Annotated in this window: 20 protein-coding genes and 3 pseudogenes; 16 read left to right on the top strand and 7 right to left on the bottom strand. The window is 66.2% G+C overall.

Annotation, left to right across the window (positions count from 1 at the left end):
* Positions 1-36 precede the first annotated feature (36 nt).
* Positions 37-915: an alpha/beta fold hydrolase gene (locus G4G28_RS14650; protein ID WP_183107525.1), complete on the bottom strand. Its 879-nt coding sequence runs from the start codon at positions 913-915 to the stop codon at positions 37-39.
* 141 nt (positions 916-1,056) lie between these two features.
* Between G4G28_RS14650 and G4G28_RS14655 the strand changes: the two genes are divergently transcribed.
* Positions 1,057-1,851, top strand: coding sequence for a 3-hydroxybutyrate dehydrogenase (locus G4G28_RS14655; protein WP_182988830.1), 795 nt, complete (start codon positions 1,057-1,059; stop codon positions 1,849-1,851).
* A gap of 291 nt (positions 1,852-2,142) precedes the next feature.
* Positions 2,143-2,805: a CatA-like O-acetyltransferase gene (locus G4G28_RS14660; protein WP_182988831.1), complete on the top strand. Its 663-nt coding sequence runs from the start codon at positions 2,143-2,145 to the stop codon at positions 2,803-2,805.
* Here G4G28_RS14660 and G4G28_RS14665 read toward each other — a convergent pair.
* Positions 2,771-4,483 carry a tetratricopeptide repeat protein gene (locus G4G28_RS14665; RefSeq protein WP_183107526.1) on the bottom strand — a complete coding sequence of 571 codons (1,713 nt, stop codon included), beginning with the start codon at positions 4,481-4,483 and terminating at the stop codon, positions 2,771-2,773. The genes G4G28_RS14660 and G4G28_RS14665 overlap by 35 nt on opposite strands.
* A gap of 95 nt (positions 4,484-4,578) precedes the next feature.
* On the opposite strand from G4G28_RS14665, the gene G4G28_RS26385 reads away from it, so the two are divergent.
* From G4G28_RS26385 to G4G28_RS14675, 4 genes and pseudogenes are all read left to right on the top strand, one after another.
* Complete coding sequence (locus G4G28_RS26385) at positions 4,579-4,905, top strand: hypothetical protein (RefSeq protein ID WP_229507647.1); 327 nt, start codon at positions 4,579-4,581, stop codon at positions 4,903-4,905.
* Positions 4,906-5,050: 145 nt separating this feature from the next.
* A pseudogene (locus G4G28_RS27585) lies at positions 5,051-5,419 on the top strand (amidohydrolase family protein); the annotation flags it as partial.
* Positions 5,420-5,600: 181 nt separating this feature from the next.
* On the top strand, positions 5,601-5,876 hold the full coding sequence (locus tag G4G28_RS27590) for an amidohydrolase family protein (protein WP_267875287.1): 276 nt from the start codon (positions 5,601-5,603) through the stop codon (positions 5,874-5,876).
* Positions 5,877-6,148: 272 nt separating this feature from the next.
* Entirely contained in the window at positions 6,149-7,450 is a 1,302-nt protein-coding gene (locus tag G4G28_RS14675; protein ID WP_182988834.1) for a dicarboxylate/amino acid:cation symporter, read from the top strand.
* Positions 7,451-7,552: 102 nt separating this feature from the next.
* Here G4G28_RS14675 and G4G28_RS14680 read toward each other — a convergent pair whose 3' ends face one another.
* Positions 7,553-7,882: an H-NS family nucleoid-associated regulatory protein gene (locus tag G4G28_RS14680; protein WP_182988835.1), complete on the bottom strand. Its 330-nt coding sequence runs from the start codon at positions 7,880-7,882 to the stop codon at positions 7,553-7,555.
* A 113-nt stretch (positions 7,883-7,995) separates the two neighbouring features.
* The gene (locus G4G28_RS14685; RefSeq protein WP_183107527.1) at positions 7,996-8,703 is read right to left on the bottom strand and encodes an SIMPL domain-containing protein; all 708 of its coding nucleotides are present in this window, start codon (positions 8,701-8,703) and stop codon (positions 7,996-7,998) included.
* 170 nt (positions 8,704-8,873) lie between these two features.
* Between G4G28_RS14685 and G4G28_RS14690 the strand changes: the two genes are divergently transcribed.
* The 8 genes and pseudogenes from G4G28_RS14690 to G4G28_RS14715 all read left to right on the top strand — a co-directional run bounded on the left by G4G28_RS14690 (position 8,874) and on the right by G4G28_RS14715 (position 14,547).
* Positions 8,874-9,257 (top strand): BlaI/MecI/CopY family transcriptional regulator, encoded by a 384-nt coding sequence (locus G4G28_RS14690; protein WP_182988837.1) that lies wholly within the window; start codon positions 8,874-8,876, stop codon positions 9,255-9,257.
* Positions 9,254-10,489: a M56 family metallopeptidase gene (locus tag G4G28_RS14695; protein ID WP_229507648.1), complete on the top strand. Its 1,236-nt coding sequence runs from the start codon at positions 9,254-9,256 to the stop codon at positions 10,487-10,489. The genes G4G28_RS14690 and G4G28_RS14695 overlap by 4 nt, the downstream gene beginning before the upstream one ends.
* A complete protein-coding gene (locus G4G28_RS26395; RefSeq protein WP_229508095.1) occupies positions 10,461-10,550 on the top strand; it encodes a hypothetical protein in 90 nt (29 codons plus the stop codon). Before G4G28_RS14695 ends, G4G28_RS26395 begins: the two co-directional genes overlap by 29 nt.
* Before the next feature lie 11 nt (positions 10,551-10,561).
* Positions 10,562-11,908 (top strand): S41 family peptidase, encoded by a 1,347-nt coding sequence (locus G4G28_RS14700; RefSeq protein WP_183107528.1) that lies wholly within the window; start codon positions 10,562-10,564, stop codon positions 11,906-11,908.
* A 312-nt stretch (positions 11,909-12,220) separates the two neighbouring features.
* Positions 12,221-12,406 (top strand): annotated as a pseudogene (locus tag G4G28_RS29295) (hypothetical protein); the annotation flags it as partial.
* A gap of 394 nt (positions 12,407-12,800) precedes the next feature.
* A pseudogene (locus tag G4G28_RS29300) lies at positions 12,801-13,109 on the top strand (hypothetical protein); the annotation flags it as partial.
* Between the two features lie 346 nt (positions 13,110-13,455).
* Positions 13,456-13,788: a hypothetical protein gene (locus tag G4G28_RS14710; RefSeq protein ID WP_182988840.1), complete on the top strand. Its 333-nt coding sequence runs from the start codon at positions 13,456-13,458 to the stop codon at positions 13,786-13,788.
* A 141-nt stretch (positions 13,789-13,929) separates the two neighbouring features.
* Positions 13,930-14,547 carry a hemolysin III family protein gene (locus G4G28_RS14715; RefSeq protein WP_182988841.1) on the top strand — a complete coding sequence of 206 codons (618 nt, stop codon included), beginning with the start codon at positions 13,930-13,932 and terminating at the stop codon, positions 14,545-14,547.
* 113 nt (positions 14,548-14,660) lie between these two features.
* Here G4G28_RS14715 and G4G28_RS14720 read toward each other — a convergent pair whose 3' ends face one another.
* Positions 14,661-15,311 carry a 3-oxoacid CoA-transferase subunit B gene (locus G4G28_RS14720; protein WP_182988842.1) on the bottom strand — a complete coding sequence of 217 codons (651 nt, stop codon included), beginning with the start codon at positions 15,309-15,311 and terminating at the stop codon, positions 14,661-14,663.
* A gap of 18 nt (positions 15,312-15,329) precedes the next feature.
* Positions 15,330-16,028, bottom strand: coding sequence for a CoA transferase subunit A (locus G4G28_RS14725; protein ID WP_182988843.1), 699 nt, complete (start codon positions 16,026-16,028; stop codon positions 15,330-15,332).
* Between the two features lie 139 nt (positions 16,029-16,167).
* Here G4G28_RS14725 and G4G28_RS14730 point away from each other — a divergent pair, with 139 nt between their 5' ends.
* Complete coding sequence (locus G4G28_RS14730; RefSeq protein WP_182988844.1) at positions 16,168-16,728, top strand: PAS and helix-turn-helix domain-containing protein; 561 nt, start codon at positions 16,168-16,170, stop codon at positions 16,726-16,728.
* Between the two features lie 262 nt (positions 16,729-16,990).
* Positions 16,991-17,788: a hypothetical protein gene (locus tag G4G28_RS14735; protein WP_182988845.1), complete on the top strand. Its 798-nt coding sequence runs from the start codon at positions 16,991-16,993 to the stop codon at positions 17,786-17,788.
* 48 nt (positions 17,789-17,836) lie between these two features.
* On the opposite strand, the gene G4G28_RS14740 is transcribed toward G4G28_RS14735, so the two are convergent.
* Positions 17,837-18,448, bottom strand: coding sequence for a 4'-phosphopantetheinyl transferase superfamily protein (locus G4G28_RS14740; protein ID WP_183107530.1), 612 nt, complete (start codon positions 18,446-18,448; stop codon positions 17,837-17,839).
* Between the last annotated feature and the right edge of the window lie 9 nt (positions 18,449-18,457).

The following is an 18,457-nucleotide window of genomic DNA, read 5'->3' on the forward strand; positions in this document are numbered from 1 at the left end:
TCTTTCTTGATTCTTGATTCTTGATTCAAACAGGGCTCAGGAGCCCAATAAAAAGTTGCGTGCCAGCGCGATCTGGTCGGCGTGCACGAAAGTAGGCGCATGGCCGACGCCGGGGATCTCCACCAGGCGCGGACGCGGCCCGCGCCGCGTCATCTCCAGCGCCGTTTCGTGCGAGAGCAGGTCCGACAGTTCCCCGCGTACCAGCAGCGTCGGGCAGCGGATCGCATCGTAGGCGCGCCATAGGGCCGCCTGGTCCTGTTCGGCGCGCTCGCGGCTCATGGACTTGAACGGCTCCGCCAGCGCCAGGTCGTAGTGGCGTACCCATTCGCCATTCGGCTCCTGGCGCAGCACGTCGCGCGCCAGCTTGTCCCATTGCGCCTCGTCGTGCGGGCCGAACGAGTTTGACACCTCGCGCACGAAGCGTGCACCGCTGTCGTAGCTCGGGAAGCGCAGGTCCTGGCCGATATAGTCGGCAATGCGCGCCAGCGCGGCGCCATCCAGGGTCGGGCCGATATCGTTGAGTACCAGCCGGGCCACCGGCGTGCCCTCCAGCGAAGCCAGCACCATGCCGATCAGGCCGCCCATCGAGGTGCCGAACCAGTCGACCCGGTCCTCGAAGCCAGCCGTGACACGCGCGACCAGAGTCACCATGTCAGCCACGTATTGCGGCACGCCATACAGCTGCGGGTCGCGCAGGCGCTCCGAGCGCCCGCGCCCGGCGACGTCCGGGCAGACCACGCGATACGTGTCGGACAGGCTTGCCGCCAGCGCGTCGAAGTCGCTTGCTACGCGCGTGACGCCATGCACGCAGACCAGTACGCGCGGGTTGTCCGGGTCGCCCCACTCCTTGTAAGCCATGCGATGCAGGCCGGCGGGCGAGCTGCACTGCACGCTTTTCCATCTCGCATCAAGCATTCCCGCCTCCTCATGACAATTTCTGCACACCGGGTTCGCACAAACTCCGCATTTTAGCCCGTGTGCGTTTCGCCGGCAGGGAGATTAGAATTCTACCAAGTCCGGGCAAAGCACCCGACCACACCACTACCAGAGGAAACAATGAAATCCAGCATGCTCAGCGGCAAAACGGCACTCGTCACCGGTTCGACTTCGGGCATCGGCCTCGGCATGGCGCGCGCGCTCGCCGAACAGGGCGCCAACATCGTCTTCAACGGCTTCGGCGACGCCCAGCAGATCGAGAAGCTCTACACCGACATCGGCCAGGAGTTCGGCGTGCAAACCGCCTACCACAACGCCGATATGTCCCGGCCCGAACAGATCGAGGCGATGATGGCGTTTGCAAGCGAGAAGTTCGGCGGGGTCGACATCCTCGTCAACAACGCCGGCATCCAGCATGTCTCGCCCATCGAGGAATTCCCGGTCGAGAAATGGGATGCCATCATCGCCATCAACCTCACCTCCGCCTTCCACACCACGCGCCTGGCCCTGCCTGGCATGAAGCAGAAGAACTGGGGCCGCATCATCAACCTGGCCTCGGTGCACGGGCTGGTGGGATCAAGCCAGAAGTCGGCCTATGTCGCGGCCAAGCATGGGCTGGTCGGCTTCACCAAGGTCACCGCGCTCGAGACCGCGCAGACCGGCGTCACCTGCAACGCCATCTGCCCGGGCTGGGTGCTGACCCCGCTGGTGCAGAAGCAGGTCGACGACCGCGCCGCGCGCGAAAACCTGTCGAACGACGAAGCCCGGCGCGCGCTGCTGGCGGAAAAGCAGCCGTCGGGCGAATTCGTCACGCCTGACGAACTGGGTGCGCTGGCCGTGTTCTTCTGCTCGCCGGCCGGGGCGCAGGTGCGCGGCGTCGCGTGGAACATGGATGGTGGCTGGGCCGCGCAGTAAGGGATTGACGCTGCTACGGACGCGGACGACAAACCGTCTATACGTAGGGTGGGCTCCGCCCACGCCGTCTTTCGTGTCCGTGCAGACCAGACGATGTGCGTTATCGGCGCTCATCGCATACCGCATGGGTGGTGCTGGCTTCGCGAATCGAAACCGCTTCCGGCGGACGCATCGGTGCCATACCGCGTGGGGTCAAGACCCCACCCTACGGCGCTCGCCGGCCGGGGGCGTCGCCAAGGCCGCGGGTCTGCACATGCGACAATATTGCCCTTTGTCCCGACGGCACCACACATGCACCATTTTGAACAGCGGCGCGACCGCTTCGACCTCTTCGACCGCATGGACAGCCCCGCGGTCAACCTCTGCTTCACCCTCGACCTGCCAGACTACCGCCCCTGGTGCAAGGAGCAGGGCCTGGCGCCCTTCCACGTGCTGCTCTGCGCGGTGCTGCGCTCGGTCTTGAAAATCGAGAACTTCCGCTACCGTGTCTTCGAGGGCGAGGTCATCGCGATCGACCGCCTGATGCCTTCCTTCACCGTCGTGAACCAGCACAAGGACCTCAATTTCGCCCTGTTCGACTGGTCCGACGACCTGCGCGAATTCGTTGCGCGCGGCCGCGCCGCGGGCATCGCGGCGGCGGGCATGACGGCGCTGAACAACAGCTACGCCAGCTTGTCGCCGCGCGCCGTGAAGGACCAGGTCTTCATCACCTGCATCCCCTGGCTGGACTTCAGCTCGATCCAGCACCCGGCCGCATCGCTCGGTTCACCTGACATTCCCTCGATCGCCTGGGGCCGTTTCCGCGACGGGACCAACGGCCGCCTCCAGCTGCCCTTCTCGGTGCAGGCCCACCACGGTTTCGTCGACGGCTTCCACATCCACCAGCTGGCCCAGCAGATCGCCGCGGAGCTGGACGGTTTCATGGCCGGCGGGGCTGCGTCACCGCCCGACTGAGCGCGGGTTCGACCCCGCCCGGCGTGACCGTGGTCGTCCACGACGAAACTCGCGCCGGGCCTGGGGTGGGATCACTCGTCTTGACCAGCATCGCGACGGCATTGCGGGGCGCTATCCGACTCACCGACTGACGCCAGCGCGCCGGCCGCGCGCAGCACCAGCAGGTGGCCGATGACGCCGCGTCCGTTCTCGCTGCGGACGGCTTCTTCAAGGCTTTCCAGCACCACGAAGCCGTTTTGCGCCGCCAGCCCTTCCAGGTAGCCCAGCGCGTGGGCGTAGCGGTTCGAGGGCTGCAGCGCATACTCGCCACCGCCGCTTGCGTCGCCCAGCTTCTCGGTCGAGAAGGCGAACCATCCACCCGGGCGCAGCGCCGCGCGCACCTGGCGAACAAAGCGGCCAGGTCGCCGAAGTAGACCAGCACGTCGGCCGCCATGACCAGGTCGACGTCGCCGTGGCAGCTGTCGAGATAGGCCTGCAGGTCGGCGCAGGCCAGGCTGTCGTACAGGCCCGTCTCGGCGGCACGCGCGAGCATGCGCTCGGACAGGTCGACCCCGGTCAGCGTGCGCGAACGGGGACGCAGGACGGGGCCGCACAGGCCTGTGCCGCAGCCCAAGTCGAGGGTCGCGAGATCGTTTGCATGTACCTGGCGCGCCAAGGCCGCACCCAGCAGGCCCGGGGTGCGGTAGCGCAGCACTTCCGTCAGGTGGCGGTCGAAGTGGCCGGCATAGCCATCGAACAGGGCTTTCACGTAGGCCTGCGGCGCACGCACGGGCACGGCCCCGACGCCGAGCGCGGCCAGTTCGAAGGCGATCTCGCTGGCGCCGCCGTCTGCCCCGGCCGCCAAGGCCGCATCTCTCGCCTCCTCGTAGGCCGCGATCGCATCGACGCGCCGTCCCAGCGCCAGCAAGGCATCGGCGCGCTGGCGCCGGTGCGGCCAGTAGCCCGGCCGGCGCGCCAGTGCGGCGTCAAAGGCGTCCAGCGCTTCGCCGTGGCGGCCCAGCTTCTGCAGCGCCAGGCCACGCCCGGCATGCGCCTCGGCCACGCGCGCGTCCAGCGCGATCGCCCTGTCGTAGCCATGCAAGGCCTCGTCGAAACGGCGCAGCGCGAACAGGGCATTGGCGCGTACGCACAGCGCTTCCGGATAAGCCGGCCGTGCGGACAAGGCCAGGTCCGCGCTCGCCAGCGCCGCATCCGCCGCGTCCAGGTCCAGCAGCGCGATGGCGCGGTTGCAAGCCGCTTCCGGGTAGCCCGGACGCAGCACCAGCGCACGCTCGTAGCTGTCGACGGCGTCGGGCAGGCGGCCGAGCTTGCGCAAGGCATTGCCGCCGCGGTTGGCAAAGGCCAGCGCATAGCCGGGCGACAGGCGCAGCGCGGTCTCGTAGCTGGTCAAGGCTTCCTGGGTGCGTCCAAGGTCCTGCAGGGCCGCGCCCAGGTTGCAATGGGCCGTGGCCTGCGCCGGGTTGATCCGCAGCGCGGCCCCGATCAGTTCGACGGCGCGCGCCGGCTCGCCCTGCTGGCGGTGCACGACCCCGAGCAGGTGCAGCGCATCGAACTGGCCTGGCGCCAGCGCCAGCACGCGCTCGTAGCGCCGGCGCGCTTCGATCAGTTGTCCTGCCTGCTGCAGCGCCACCGCATCTTTCAGCAACGCGCTCACCTGCGCCGAATTATCCTGTCCCATCCCATGCCTCGCCGTCGTCAGGCCGCCAGCATAACCCACGCGCATGCGGCAGAGTCCGTTATCATTCCGGCTCCACCATTTTCGGGAAGTCCGCCATGCGCCGCTTGAGCACTACCTTCACTTCCATTGCGCTCGGCGCCCTCGCCTTTGCCGCCAGCCTGGCCGCCGCGGCCGCCGAGCCGCGCACGCTGCTGCTCACCGCCGACGGCGTCTGGACCGGCGAAGGCAAGCCGCACGCCGGCTGGGCGGTGCTGGTGCAGGACGGGCGCGTGAAGGAAGTGGGCCCCGCCGACAAGGTCGCCGCACCGGCCGACGCCGAGCGCGTCAACCTGCCGGGCAAGACCCTGATTCCCGGCCTGATCGACCTGCACTCGCACGTGCTGCTGCATCCCTATAACGAAACCACCGGGACGACCAGGTAATCAAGGAACAGGTCGAATACCGCACCCTGCTGGCAGGCAAGCACGCCGCCGACACGCTGCAGGCGGGATTCACCACCCTGCGCGACCTCGGCACCGAAGGCGCCAACTATGCCGACGTCGGCATCAAGCGCGCCATCGAAGGCGGGTGGTCGCCGGCCCGCGCCTGCTCATCGCCACGAAAGCCATCGTCGCCAGCTACAGCTACGGCCCGGCCGAGCGCAGCTACCGGCCCGACATGGAGATACCCTACGGCGCCCAGCCCGTCACCGGCGCGGTCGAAGCGGTCAAGGCCGTGCGCGAGCAGGCCTCCCGCGGCGCCGACTGGATCAAGTTCTATGCCGACTACCGCACCGGCGTCGACGGGACCAGCCGCCCCACCTTCACGCTCGAGGAAATGAAGGCGATGGTCGAGGCCGCGCACGTCACCGGGCGCAGGGTGGCGGCCCACGCCAGCACCGACGACGCCATCCGCCTGGCCGTGCTGGCCGGCGCCGACACGATCGAGCACGGCTACGGCGCCAGCGAAGCCACCTTCAAGCTGATGAAGGAGCGCGGCACCGCCTACATCCCGACGCTCACCGCACCGGAAGCCATCGGCGAATACTTCCAGAAGCACGTGCGCGGCGGCGAGCCAACCCCGGCCATGAAGGAGGCCGCGCGCGCCTTTTGCGCTGGCGCGCCGCATCGGCGTCAAGATCGGCAACGGCAGCGATGTCGGCGTCTTTACCCACGGCACCAATGTGCGCGAACTGGAGTGGATGGTGCGCCTCGGCATGAGCCCGTTGGAGGCGCTGCGCGCCGCGACCGTCGTCGCCGCCGATATTCTCGGCAAGGGCAAGGACCTGGGCCAACTGGTGCCGGGCGCGCTGGCCGACGTCGTCGCCGTCGAGGGCGATCCGACGAGCGACATCGCCGCGCTGCGCAAGGTGGGCTTCGTGATGAAAGGTGGCAAGGTGTATCGCCGGCCGTAGGGTGAGCGGCTCCACCCGGCAACCCGCATACCGGCGACGTGAGCGCCGCCCACGCGTTCAACCCACGCTCGCACCGACGCGCCCATTCACCCTGCCCTTGCGAAGCAACTGCGCACCGGCATTGACATACGACATGGCAAATTTGGACGCGCCGGGCCTGCATCAGCAAACCGCATGACCGTTATTCACGGGGTTGGGGATATCCACAATAGATCGCGTGGCGGCTATTTGTGATGATGTCCACACTATCCACCTTCCCATGAAACGCTGTCATGAAAAAGCCTTTCTATAAAATCCTGTACGTACAGGTGCTGTTCGCCATCGCGATGGGCGTACTGCTCGGCGTGCTGTATCCAAAGCTCGGCACGGACATGAAGCCCCTGGGTGACGGCTTCATCAAGCTGATCAAGATGATCATTGCCCCGGTGATCTTCTGTACCGTGGTGGCCGGTATCGCCGGCATGCAGGACATGAAGAAGGTCGGACGGGTGGGCGGCAAGGCGCTGCTCTACTTCGAAGTGGTGTCGACCTTCGCACTGGTGATCGGCCTGCTGGTGGCGAACATCGCCAAGCCGGGCGCGGGTTTCAACGTCGACGTCGCCCACCTCGACACCAAGGCGATTGCCCAGTACACCGAGAAGGCCTCGCACCAGAGCACGGTGGAGTTCGTCCTGAACATCATCCCGAACACCTTCGTCGATGCGTTCGCCAAGGGCGACATCCTGCAGGTGCTCCTGATCGCGATCCTGTTCGGCGTGGCGCTGTCGATGCTGGGCGAGCGCGGCCGTCCGGTGACGAAGCTCATCGACGAGATCTCGCACGTGATCTTCGGCATGGTGAACATCGTCATGAAGCTCGCGCCCATCGGTGCCTTCGGCGCCATGGCCTTCACGATCGGCAAGTACGGCCTGGCCTCCCTGATCCCGCTGGCAAAACTGATGGGTTCGTTCTACCTGACCTGCGCGCTGTTCGTCTGCGTCGTGCTGGGCATCATCGCCAAACTGACCGGCTTCTCGATCTTCAAGTTCATTGCCTACATCAAGGAAGAACTGCTGATCGTGCTCGGCACCAGCTCGTCCGAGTCCGCCCTGCCGGCCCTGATGCGCAAACTCGAAAAGCTCGGCTGCTCCAAATCCGTCGTCGGCCTGGTCGTGCCGACCGGCTACTCCTTCAACCTGGACGGCACCAACATCTACATGACGATGGCCGCCCTGTTCGTGGCCCAGGCCACCAACACCGAGCTGACCCTGATGCAGGAACTGACCATCCTGGCGGTGGCGATGCTGACCTCGAAAGGTGCCTCGGGCATTACCGGCGCCGGCTTCATCACCCTGGCCGCGACCCTGGCCGTGGTGCCGACCATTCCCGTGGCCGGCATGGCGCTGATCCTGGGCATCGACCGCTTCATGAGCGAATGCCGCGCCCTGACCAATTTCGTCGGCAACGGCGTGGCCTCGGTGGTGGTGTCGAAGTGGGAGAACGAGCTGGACAAGGAGCGCATGAACGCCGTCCTGTCGGGCAACTACGTGGACGAAGACGACAAGGGCCTGCGCAGCGTGCACAAGGCAGCTTGAGCCCCGGCTCCCGCGATGGCCGCGCGCAAAGAGCGCAGCGGCCACAAAAAAAACCGCGCATCGAGCGCGGTTTTTTCATGTCCGGGCGCGGTGGCGCCGCACTCAGATGCGCAGGTCGTCCAGGTTCTTGCCGCCCTTGATGGCCTCGGCCACCCACTTCGGCTGGCGGCCGCGGCCGGTCCAGGTCTGGTTCTCGTCAGCCGGATTGCGGTACTGCGCCGCAACCTTCTTGCCGCTGCCGCCCTTGGCTTTTCCGACCGAGCCAGCCAGCAGTTCTTCGACGCTCACGCCCAGGTCCTGGGCGATCGCCAGGATCCGCTCGCGCGCTTCCTTGACTTCCTGGCGCTGGCGCTCCTTGATTTCCTTCTCGATTTCAAATTGCAAGCCCTTGAGCTCGCTCAGGTTGTAACCCGACAGATCCGTCTTCGCCATGTGGTGGTCCTTGGTAATTGAATGGGGTGCGGCTTTCGCCTGTCACAGGCGGATTTTACACCGACACCCCTTGTCCAAGACATAACTGTTGACTTGCGTGCGCGCAGGCCCGCTTATTCCAGTTTATAGACCACGTCGACCGGTTGAATCAGCTTGAGCGCATCCACATTCAGGAAGTCGCGCGCGCCCACGTTCGACGGCTTGCTCCGGTTGTAGCTGAAGTCGGGCCGCACCAGACCCATCGTGGTGCCGACGTTCTTCACGCCGCCCGGGCTGACCCCTGTCACGGCGCCGAGCTTGCGGCGCGCGCCCCTGGCGATGATCTCGGCGCGGCGGCGCGCATCCTGCAGGGCGTCGGCCATCAGGGCGGCTTCGAAAGCGTCGCGCTCGGTGATGTCGAAGGAGGTCGCAAAGCCGTTCAGGTTCGGCTTGACCAGGAGCGGCGCCACCACGGCGCGCCACTTCGACAGGTCGCGCACGATCAGGTGGACGCTCACGCGCAGTTCCCGGGCGGTGTCCTTGCCCGCGGCGTCCATGCCCGGCTCACGCCGCACGTCGCGCGTTTCCAGGTCCGCCAGCGGGACGCCCTGCTCCTGCAGCAGCGCGCGCACCTCGGCGATGCGTGTTTCCACGGTGTCGCGCGCCTGTGCCGGGTCGGCGTCGGAAGCACTGATCATGAAGTCGATTGCCCCGATATTCGGCGTGGTATAGCGCGAGGCTTCCGCGCTGACGTGCACGAAAGGATAGCTCGGCAAGGGCGAGGCCGAAGCGGCGACGGGGAACAGGGCAAGGCTGGCGACGAGGGCGAACTGTTTCAACATGGGTCTCCTGGTGTTTTCTTGCAAGCAAGCATAGGCGCATATAGACATTGTTGTCTACAACTATTTCATCCCTGGCCGGAGGCGTGGAAATCAAGTAGACAGGTCTTTCTAGACAAGATATTCTGGACGCATTGTTCTCAATGACAAGCTTGCAACCAGAAGGATCGATCATGTCCCGCTCTTCCGAACTTCCGAAGCCCACCGCGGCCGAACTCGACCTGCTCCAGGTGCTGTGGCCGCTCGGCTCCGGCACCGCGCGCCAGGTGCACGAGGCGATGCAGAAGACCCGCCCCGAGGTCACCTATGCCACCGTGCTGCGCCTGATGCAGATCATGCACACCAAGGGCCTCTTGACGCGCGACGAGAGCGAACGCTCGCACGTCTACGCGCCTGCCCAGCCCCAGGATTCGCTGCAGACCAACCTGCTCAAGGACCTGATGCAGCGCGCGTTTTCCGGCTCGGCCAAGGCACTGGTGATGGCTGCCTTAAAGAGCGGCATCTCGAAGAAGGAGCGAGCCGAAATCGAGAAGCTCCTGAAGGAGGACGAGGAATGATGATCGAGAGCCTGGTCTCCCACGTCGGCTGGACGCTGCTGCACTTCCTCTGGCAAGGCGCCCTCGTCGGTTGCGCGACCGCGGTGGCCCTGCTTGCGCTGCGCAACGCCCGCCCCGAATCGCGCTACCTCGTTGCCTGCGCCGGCTTGCTGCTGTGCCTGGCATGGCCGACCGCCGAACTGGTGCTGCGCCTGGCCGGCGACAGCGGTGCCGGCGCCGCCATTGTCCCGTTGGGCACGCTCGCCGCCGGCGTCGGCGTGGCCGCGAGCGGCGGTTGGATCGACACCCTGCAGGCCAGCCTGCGCCCCATCGTCGGCGCCTGGGCCTGCTGCGCGGTGCTGCTGGGCCTGCGCATGATGCTGGGCCTGGCCTGGGTCGAACGCGCGGCGCGCCGCCAGCAAACCGATGCCCAATGGCAGGCACGCCTGTCCAGCATGGCGGACCAGCTCGGCATCGACCGCAGCGTGCGCCTGCGCATCGTCGACACGCTCGCCAGCCCGGTCACGGCCGGCTGGCTGCGGCCGGTCGTGCTGGTACCGGCCGCCCTTCTCACCGGCATGCCGCCGCAGCTGCTCGAAGCCCTGCTGGCGCACGAGCTGGCCCACGTGCGCCGCTGCGATTACCTGGTGAACCTGGCGCAAACCCTCATCGAAACCATCCTGTTCTATCACCCCGCGGTCTGGTGGATCTCGTCGCGCATCCGCGCCGAGCGCGAGCAGATCGCGGACGATATCGCGGCAAGGCTGCTCGTCGAACCGCGCCGCCTGGCCCTTGCCCTGTCCGAGCTGGAGCGCCTCCAGTTCTCGTCCCACCACCTGGCCCAGGCGGCCAACGGAGGAGATCTCATGTCGCGCATCAAGCGCCTGGTTCGTCCCGATACGCAGGCATTGAACTGGAAGGCCGCGCTGCCTGCCCTCGGCCTGGCGGCAGCCTGCCTGGCCGGCTGCGCGCAAACCTTCGTCGCCAACGCTCCCGATTCGAGTGGCAGCGCCAGTGTTGCGGGCGTCCACGAGGTGGTACGCACGGCTCCCCTCGCCAGATTCGATTCCTGCGCCAAGCCGGAATATCCGCAAGACGCCCTGGCACGCAAGGCCATCGGCACCGTGACCCTCGGGTTCCTCGTCGGCGTTGACGGCAGCGTACGTGACTCGCGTGCGCAGGTCGAGCGGCGACGCCGCGCTCGACGAAGCGGCACGCGACGCCATCGCCAAATGCAGCTTTACCCCGGCTGAAGCGGACGGCAAGCCGGTCGAAGAGTGGGGGCATGTCCAGTACGTGTGGTCGCTGAATTGATGAAACCGACAATGAACAGAACGATTTCCCGCCGCCTCCTGCCTGGCGCCGCAATGCTCCTGGCCCTGTCCATGAACGTCACCGCCGCCGAACAGCCCCGGCTCGACGAGGAAACGCGCAAGAGCGTGCTCGCCGCGCTGAGCGCGAAAGTGAGCGCCGAGTACGTCTTCCCCGACAAGGCGAAGCGCGTCGTCGCCCGCCTGAACGAGAAGGAAGGCAGCGGCGCCTACCGCGACCTCAAGGACATCGAGGCGTTTGCCAGGGCGCTGACGGCGGACCTGCGCGAACCAACCCGCGACCTGCACCTGGGCGTGCACTACAGCGCCAACGTCCTGCCAAAGGACGAAGGCGCCACCCCGACGCCCGAGCAGGTCCGCATGTACGTCAACAGCATACGCGCGGAGAACTATGGCGTCAGCAAGGTGGAAAACCTGCCTGGCAATATCGGCTACATCGACCTGCGCTCCTTCGACGGCCTCGAGTACGCCAGGCCCGCGATCGCCGCGGCCATGGCCCTGGTGGCCGATGCGGACGCGCTGATCGTCGACCTGCGGCAGAACGGCGGCGGCGATCCGAATACGGTGGCCTTCATGTCGAGCTACCTGTTCGACAAGCGCACCCACCTGAACGACCTGTACTGGCGCAAGGGCGGACGTACCGAGCAGTTCTGGACCAGCAACAAGGTCCCGGGCAAGAAGTTCGGCGGCAAGCGGCCCGTGTATGTCCTGGCGGGCCATGACACCTTCTCGGCGGCCGAGGAGTTCAGCTACAACCTGCAGCAGCGCAAGCGTGCCACCATTGTCGGCGAAACCACGGGCGGCGGCGCCCACCCCGGCAGCGTGCACCGGCTGCATCCGCACCTGTCCGTGTTCATTCCGGGCGGCCGCGCGATCAACCCGGTCAGCAAGACCAACTGGGAAGGCAGCGGGGTCACGCCCGACGTGCCCGTGGCCGCCGCCGACGCGCCGCGCACGGCCGTGCGCCTGGCGCTGCAGGCGCTGATGAAGTCGCCCAGAACGAAGAACACGCCCAGCTGCTGCGCAATCGCCTGCAGATGCTGGACAAGACGACTGCGTCGAACGATCGCTGACACGAAAGAACCCATGCGCTTCCTGCTGACCCTTGCCCTGCTGCTGAGCTGCGCCCAGGCCCAGGCGACTTCCCGCTTCACGCTGAGGGCGCCACCCGGCCCCCACCCGGTGGGCTTCCGGCTCGTCGAGCAACAGGATTTTTCCCGTGTCCTTTACGGCAAGCACGATCCAGTCAGCGGCCGCGCGACCGCGGGTCCACCCGGGCGCCCGATCCAGACCCCGGGTCTGGTATCCCGCCACGCGCTCGGGCCAGGCCATGCGCTATGACGACTACCTGCAGCTCATCGGCAGTGAAACCGCGTTCGGGCGCAGCCGGGAAGAGCGGCGCAGCCATGCCGACGCCTTCGTGCGCCAGAATATGTCTCCGAATCAGGCCCTGAACAGGCAGCCCGGGAGTTGGCGGCCCCGGTGCGGGCGCGACGCGATGCCGTGGCGGCAACGGGCAAGCGCTACCCGGTCGTGATCTATGCGCCCAGCATCAGCGCGCCGGCCGCCGAGAACGCCGACCTCTGCGAATTCCCGGCCAGCCACGGCTACATCGTCCTCGCCAGCCCCAGTGTCGGCCTGCATGACCGCGAGATGACGAACGACCTGGCGGGCGCCGAAACCCAGGCGGCCGACATCGCCTTCCTGGTCGCCCATGCCCACGGCTTGCCGGACGCCGATACGGACCGCATCGCCGTCGCCGGCTACAGCTGGGGCGGGCTCGCGAACGTGCTCGCCGCAAGCCGGGACAGCCGCATCAAGGCCCTCGTCAATCTCGACGGCTCGGTGCGCTATTACGCGGACGTGGTGGCAGCTGCCTCCTACCTGAAACCGGAAAACCTGCGTGCCCCCCTGCTCTACGTGGCGGCACGGCCGATGTCGAGCGAGGAGCTGGCGGCCCGCGGCAAGCCGGTCTCCCGCTTCCTGGACGAGGTCAAGCATGCGGACGTCTACAAGCTGACCATGTTCCCGATGGAGCATTTCGCGTTCTCCTCGACCTATCTGCGTTTCGCCAGCGACGCGCGCTTCAACCAATACACCCGGGACGAAGTGATCCGCGCCCATGGCTGGACCCTGGACTACGTGCGGCGCTTCCTCGATGCCTACCTCAAGGACGACGCGCCGGCGCGCGCCTACCTGGCCGCGACGCCGCTTGCCAACGGCCTGCCCGCGCATGCCGCGACGATGGAGCGCCGCCTGGCGACGGCGCCGCCAGCGAGCCGCGAACAGTTCGCCGCGCAGCTGGCGCGCCAGGGGCTTCCGCGACGCGCATGCCGCCTACTTGAAGCTGTACGGCAAGGACGCCGGCCTGCTCGAGTCCGAGCTCAATGCCTGGGGCTACGCCCTGCTGCGCAGCGGCGACAGCGCGCCCGCGCTCGCCATCTTCGAGCTCGCCACCGAGGTCTACCCGAACAGCGCCAACGCCTTCGACAGCCTGGCCGAGGCCTGCGAACGCAGCGGCGACCAGGCCGGGGCGATCCGCCACTATCGGCGCGCACTGGAACTCGCTCCGGGGAGCGCGAATGCCCGCAAGCGACTCGAGGCGCTCGGCGGCGCGGCGCCCTGGCAAAGCAAGCTGAGCGCGGGTCGGCCAATGCAAGCCGGCGCCCCTGGACGCGGGCGCTACCCTTCCGCCAACGACATAGCGGCCGAGCCAGGTATGGTCAAGTGCGGCATTGTCTGGTTTTCATGTTCGCATCGGATTCGCTTGACCCGCCAATCGTCCCGCGTGCCGCTTGCCACTTTTCTTTTGCCAGGTCAGCCATGGTGCTATATTCACGGCATCGCAGCGACAACTCAACTGACCCATGATAATCAAAACGCTCGCCGTGGCAATCCTGTTCCTGTCGACAGCGTCCTCGGCCCACGCTGCTACTTTCGTTCTGGGAGAATCGTGCCAGAACGAGGGAGAGCTGACAGGCTCGGTGTCCGTGATCGAATGGAAAGGCAATATCGAGATCACCGGGACGGTGAAGGGAAAGAAAGTCACCGCCATCGTGCCGCCCGGCGCGATGCAGGATTACGATCTGAATAGCTTGCTGTATGAGTTCAGATACAACATGAAAGACGGCTATACCAGCGCAGTGGAACTGGAATGCAGCGAAGGGAATGTGGTCGATGATTGGACGCTCATCTATACGCCGAAGGAACAGGGCAAATAAGGGCGCCTGGCAAATGCGCAGAAACGCGACCTGTCGTCCCGGTTGATGCGGGAAGCAGTCGTGCCAGGACCGTGAGCATGGCCCGGCCAGCCACAACGACGTGCGCGCAAGCATGCATTCCATCCTCGCCACCAGGAACCCATGCAACACGGTGAAAAACTTAACACCCTCACCCACCTTGCCGGCGCCGTCCTCGCGGCCGCGGCCAGCGCACCGCTGATCGCCCGCGCGCTCGAAGGCAGCGGCGTGGCTGGCGCCGTCAGCACAGCCGTCTACGCCGTGTCGCTGGTGCTGATGTACGCCTGCTCGAGCGCCTACCATTGGGCCAGCGGCTCGCTGAAGGAGCTACTGCGCCGCTTCGACCACCTGAGCATCTACCTCCTGATCGCCGGCAGCTACACGCCCTTCTGCATGCTGCTTCTTGGCGGGCGCGAGGGCTGGATCCTGCTGGCCGTGGTGTGGGGCCTGGCCGTGTTCGGCGTGCTGCAGGAAAGCCGGCCACGCGGCGGTGCGCGGGTGCTGTCGATGCTGATCTACCTGGGGATGGGATGGGCGGCGGCGTTCATCCTGGGAACGCTGCATGCGCGCCTCGGACCGGCCGGCTTCGCCTGGCTGCTCGGCGGCGGCCTTGCCTACACGGCGGGAATCATCTTCTATGTGCTCGATGCGCGCCTGAAGCACGCGCACGGCATCTGGCATTTGTTCGTGCTCGCTGGCAGCGCCGCACACTACGTCACGATCTACCGCTACGTACTGTAGCGGCAGGGTCGGCCGCCCTGGGGTCAGGTCTGACATTCGGACACGGCCTCGAGCCACGCTTGCAAGGAAAAAGCGGCCCGCAGGCCGCCTTCTCGTTCAGCACGTCCAGCCGATCAGACGGCCGACACGTCCAGCTCGGCGCCCGTTGCTTCGAGCACCTGTGCTTTCGTCACGCCCGGCGCCAGTTCCACCAGCTTCAGGCCATTCTCGACGACATCGATCACGCCCAGGTCGGTGATGATGCGGTCGACCACGCCCACGCCGGTCAGCGGCAGGTCGCATTTCTTGAGGATCTTGTGGCTGGTCGAGCCGTCCTTGGCGGTAGCGACGTGTTCCATCACGACGACCACGCGCTTGACGCCGGCGACGAGGTCCATCGCACCGCCCATGCCCTTCACCATTTTGCCCGGGATCATCCAGTTGGCCAGGTCGCCTTTTTCCGACACCTGCATCGCGCCGAGGATGGCCAGGTTGATCTTGCCGCCGCGGATCATGCCGAAGGAGTCGGCCGAGCTGAAGTAGGCGGCGCCCGGCAGCGCGGTCACGGTCTGCTTGCCGGCGTTGATCAGGTCGGCGTCCACCGCGTCGTCCGTCGGGAAGGGGCCGATGCCGAGCAGGCCGTTTTCCGACTGCAGGAACACCTCCATGTCGTTGGGGACGTAGTTCGCCACCAGCGTCGGCAGGCCGATGCCCAGGTTCACATAGAAACCGTCCTGCAGTTCCTTCGCCGCGCGCGCGGCCATTTCATCACGAGTCCATGCCATGTTCTTCTCCGGGTACGCTTAGGATGGACGCACGGTGCGCTGTTCGATGCGCTTTTCCGGCGTCGGATTGTGGACGATGCGGTGCACGAAGATGCTCGGGGTGTGCACCTGGTCCGGATCGATCTCGCCGATCTCGACCAGTTTTTCCACTTCCACGATGCAGACCTTGCCTGCGGTTGCCACGTTCGGATTGAAGTTGCGCGCGGTCTTGCGGAACACGAGGTTGCCGGCCTTGTCGGCCATGTACGCCTTGACCAGGGACACGTCGGGCAGGAGGGCACGTTCCATCACGTAGTGCTCGCCGTCGAATTCGCGCGTTTCCTTGCCCTCGGCGACGATGGTGCCGTAGCCGGTTTTCGTGAAGAAGGCCGGGATGCCGGCGCCGCCGGCGCGCAGCTTCTCGGCCAGCGTGCCCTGCGGGGTGAATTCGAGTTCGAGTTCGCCGGCCAGGAACTGGCGTGCGAATTCCTTGTTCTCGCCGACATAGGAGGCGATCATCTTCTTGATCTGGCGCGTTTCCAGCAGCTGGCCGAGGCCAAAGCCGTCGACGCCTGCGTTGTTGGAAATGGCGGTGAGGTTCTTGACGCCGGAGTCGCGCAGCGCTTCGATCAGCGCTTCCGGAATGCCGCACAGGCCGAAGCCGCCGACGGCAATGGTCTGGCCGTCTTGGACGATACCGGCCAGCGCCGATCTCGCATCAGGATACACTTTGTTCATACCCGTCCCTTTTATGAATGAAGCTGGAAAGCTCTTTGTGTACAGCAGAGTAGAATCGCAGCTTAAAATACGCTGGTATAAAGCACAATACCGTAGAACTACCGGCCGTGAATCGCCCCTGCAACATGCCCAGCTCCAGATGAATCCATCATACGCCATCGATTACGAAATGATTTTCCAGCAGGCGCCGGTCGGCATGTGCATCTCGAGCAATCGCGTGATCCAGTCGAGCAATGCGGCGCTGGCCAGCATGTTCGGCTACGCGCGCGGCCAGCTCGACGGCCAGTCCTTCGCCGTGCTGTATCCGACGATGGACGAATTCCTGCGCACGGGCGACCGCATCGTGCCGATCATGAATGCCAAGGGGCGCTATTCCGACGAGCGCATCATGCGCCGTGGCGATGGGGAACTGTTCTGGTGCCATGTCACCGGGCGCGCGCTCGACGCTGCCGAGCCGCTCGGCGCCGGCGTCTGGACCTTCGAGGACGTGAGCGAAAAGCGTCCCGTCACGGCCGAACTCACCCCGCGCGAACGCGAGATCGCCGCGCTGCTGGTGGAAGGCAAGACCAGCAAGATGATCGCGCGCGAGACCGACCTCAGCCCCCGCACCGTGGAAATGCACCGGGCAAAATTGATGCGCAAGTTCTCGGCATCGACCTCATCGGAACTGGTGCACAAGCTGGTGGGCGTGGCGCGCTGAGACGCGCCTGACAAAACCGCCATTGCGGCGTTGCAGCGTCTCACCGTACAGGCCTGCTGTCTTCGCGGTCCGCCGATGCGGCGCCGCGCCGTGCTTTGAGGCCCCCGGCCTCGAAGCCACTGACGGTTTTGTCAGGCGCTCCAGGTCGCCCGTGGCGTCGGACATGTGCAACATCGGCAATTGACGTTTGCATATTGCGACCAAAGTAACTATCCTGATGCTGCTAGACAACATATGTCCGAATAAAACATCAGGGATTTTCATGAAACAGTTCAACCGGCAACTCGCCGCCCTCCTCGCCAGCGCCTTCCTGGCGGGCGCCGCCATCGCGGCCCCGATCTCGAACACCGACGTCATCAAGCTGCTTGACGCCGGCATGCCGGAAGAAGTCGTCATCGAGGCCATCTACAACGGCGAGGCGCGCTTCGACACCTCGGCCAATGCGCTGATCTCGCTGAAAGCAAAGGGCGCGACGCCCAACGTGCTGCGCGCGATGCTCGACGCCGGCCAGCGCAAGAAAGGCGGCGCCGCGAACACGGCCGCCAAGGCCGCGTCCGGCTACAACCCGGAAGAAGTCACCGTGGTCGTCAACGGCGAAGCGAGCATCATGCAGTACCGCATCGCGCAGCAGCGCAGCGCCGCGCGCGCAATGGGTTTCGCCGGCATGGCCAGCTACGCCACCCTGAGCGGCGAACGCGCCCAGCGCCGCCTGTCGGGCACGCCGGAATTCATCGTCTCGGTGCCGCGCAATGCCCGGGCGAGCGACTACCTGACGCTGGCAAACTTCGCCACCCGCCGCAACGGCACCCGTGAAGTCATGACCGGCGGCGGCTACATGTCCTACACCAGCGGCATCAACAAGAGCCGCGTCGTGCCGATCGTCAGCGAGGCGCTCGCGGACCAGTCGGCCGCGCGCGACGGCTTCGTGCTGTACTCGGTCAAGCCGGCGGCGCCGATGAAATCGGGGGAGTATGCGCTGGTGCTGTACACCGGCGAAATGCGTACCGCCGGCTTCTTCGCGCAAAACGCGAACAGCTACTTCGATTTCGGAGTTGACTGACTCCGGAACCGGAGTAGTTGGAGTGTGCCTGACGCGCGCTGCGTGCGTTCAGGCAGGAAAACCGGCCGTGTCGATCACGGCCGGTTCCACATCCAGGGCATGCGTGCTGCTCAGCACGAGCATCAGCCCTGGCATGACGTGGAACTGGTCGAAGGCGGCTTCGCGCCCCAGCTTGATGTGGGCCTCGTAGCGGCACCACATGCGGTAGAACCCGATTACGCGCGCTTCGCCATCGAGGGCAGCCAGTTCGGCCGCAGCCTCCGCGCCGAACGTCTGTTCGGCCAGCGCAAGGACGTCGCGCGCGGGATCGATGCGTTCGATGTCGAGACCGACCGGCGCGCAGGTGCTGGCCGCGCAGGCAACCCAGCGTCCGCTGTGGGAAATACTGAAGGACATATCGGAGCGCTCGGGAGAGCGCAGCGCCGGCGCATTGCCGGGCCGCTCGAGCAAGTCCACCGTGCGTGGCGGGACATCGAGCAAGGCGCCGATCGCCGTGCGCAGCAGCACGCGCCCGGCAAGGAACTGGCGGCGCCGCTCGGCGCGCACGAAGCGCGCATGGCGGGCCCGCTCGGCTTCGCCCAGCCAGTCCAGGCTGGACGCGAGCGCGGCCTCGGGCAAGGCCGCGCTGTCGAGCAGCCACAGGAGTGTTTCGCGCGGCACGGCCCTGCC

Source organism: Massilia sp. Dwa41.01b (genome assembly GCF_014171775.1).
Lineage (GTDB): Bacteria > Pseudomonadota > Gammaproteobacteria > Burkholderiales > Burkholderiaceae_D > Telluria.

Bases quoted from the DNA above. Each gene is read 5' to 3' on its own strand.
- G4G28_RS14655 (WP_182988830.1), top strand. From the start codon at position 1,057: ATGAAATCCAGCATGCTCAGCGGCAAAACGGCACTCGTCACCGGTTCG.
- G4G28_RS14660 (WP_182988831.1), top strand. From the start codon at position 2,143: ATGCACCATTTTGAACAGCGGCGCGACCGCTTCGACCTCTTCGACCGC.
- G4G28_RS14665 (WP_183107526.1), bottom strand. From the start codon at position 4,483: ATGGGACAGGATAATTCGGCGCAGGTGAGCGCGTTGCTGAAAGATGCG.
- G4G28_RS14725 (WP_182988843.1), bottom strand. From the start codon at position 16,028: ATGAACAAAGTGTATCCTGATGCGAGATCGGCGCTGGCCGGTATCGTC.
- G4G28_RS14715 (WP_182988841.1), top strand. From the start codon at position 13,930: ATGCAACACGGTGAAAAACTTAACACCCTCACCCACCTTGCCGGCGCC.
- G4G28_RS14650 (WP_183107525.1), bottom strand. From the start codon at position 915: ATGCTTGATGCGAGATGGAAAAGCGTGCAGTGCAGCTCGCCCGCCGGC.
- G4G28_RS26385 (WP_229507647.1), top strand. From the start codon at position 4,579: ATGCGCCGCTTGAGCACTACCTTCACTTCCATTGCGCTCGGCGCCCTC.
- G4G28_RS14700 (WP_183107528.1), top strand. From the start codon at position 10,562: ATGAACAGAACGATTTCCCGCCGCCTCCTGCCTGGCGCCGCAATGCTC.
- G4G28_RS14730 (WP_182988844.1), top strand. From the start codon at position 16,168: ATGAATCCATCATACGCCATCGATTACGAAATGATTTTCCAGCAGGCG.
- G4G28_RS14685 (WP_183107527.1), bottom strand. From the start codon at position 8,703: ATGTTGAAACAGTTCGCCCTCGTCGCCAGCCTTGCCCTGTTCCCCGTC.
- G4G28_RS14675 (WP_182988834.1), top strand. From the start codon at position 6,149: ATGAAAAAGCCTTTCTATAAAATCCTGTACGTACAGGTGCTGTTCGCC.
- G4G28_RS14680 (WP_182988835.1), bottom strand. From the start codon at position 7,882: ATGGCGAAGACGGATCTGTCGGGTTACAACCTGAGCGAGCTCAAGGGC.
- G4G28_RS14735 (WP_182988845.1), top strand. From the start codon at position 16,991: ATGAAACAGTTCAACCGGCAACTCGCCGCCCTCCTCGCCAGCGCCTTC.
- G4G28_RS14695 (WP_229507648.1), top strand. From the start codon at position 9,254: ATGATGATCGAGAGCCTGGTCTCCCACGTCGGCTGGACGCTGCTGCAC.
- G4G28_RS14690 (WP_182988837.1), top strand. From the start codon at position 8,874: ATGTCCCGCTCTTCCGAACTTCCGAAGCCCACCGCGGCCGAACTCGAC.
- G4G28_RS14720 (WP_182988842.1), bottom strand. From the start codon at position 15,311: ATGGCATGGACTCGTGATGAAATGGCCGCGCGCGCGGCGAAGGAACTG.